The organism is Kineococcus indalonis, from assembly GCF_009906395.1.
Lineage (GTDB): Bacteria > Actinomycetota > Actinomycetes > Actinomycetales > Kineococcaceae > Kineococcus > Kineococcus indalonis.
The window spans coordinates 1-712 of the sequence record NZ_JAAALM010000952.1 but is presented as its reverse complement, the minus strand read 5'-3'; the positions used below and the strand labels follow the sequence as shown (position 1 = coordinate 712).

The 712-nt window shown below is 80.1% G+C and carries 1 pseudogene; it reads right to left on the bottom strand.

The window, feature by feature from the left end:
• Window positions 1–595, bottom strand: a pseudogene (locus tag GTR00_RS22140) (hypothetical protein); the annotation flags it as partial.
• Between the last annotated feature and the right edge of the window lie 117 nt (window positions 596–712).

Genomic DNA, 712 nt, shown 5'->3' with positions numbered 1-712 from the left:
CCCGAGCGCCCACCGGCGCGTCCTGCTGCCCGTGCGCCGGCGCGACCCGCCGGGCGCCCGCCCTCGCCCCCGCCGTCGCGTCCACCGCGGGCCGCGGCTGCGCGTCCGCGGTGTGCCAGGGGCGCGGGGCCCGGCCGGCGAGCTGGCGCAGGACCTCGCCGAAGAACCAGCGGCGGTAGGCCACGAGCTCCTGCGGCGCGGGCAGGGTGAGCAGGTGCCGCTCGTCGCGGCAGAACTCGTCGGCCTCCTCCAGCACGTCGCGCACCCGCTGCACCACCGGCGCCGCCGTCGCCGGCAGGGACCAGGTGACGTCGCAGAAGTCCCGCCCCGCCGCCGCGGCGGTGTCCATGGCGGCCTCGACCCGGGCCTGGAAGGGGGCGTAGACGCCGTTGACCTGCGCGGCGATCTCCAGCAGCCGCTCCGGCAGCGACCCGGCCGGGGCCTGCTGCTCCCCGATGCGGATCAGGGTCAGCTCCCGCAGCAGGCCCTCGTTGTACCGGACGAAGCGGGCCCGCAGCGGCAGGGACAGCCCCAGCAGGTGCACGTCGACCAGCTCTGCTCCAGCGCCCACCTCGGCGCCCACCGGTCCGCTCACCCGTCGAGCCTCGCACAGGCGCGCCCACGGCTCCCGCGCGGCGCGTCGCGGCCGCCCCGCCACCGGCCCGGCCCGCGCGCCCAGGCCCCGGTGGGCGCGCCGCCCGCGGCACCGGGG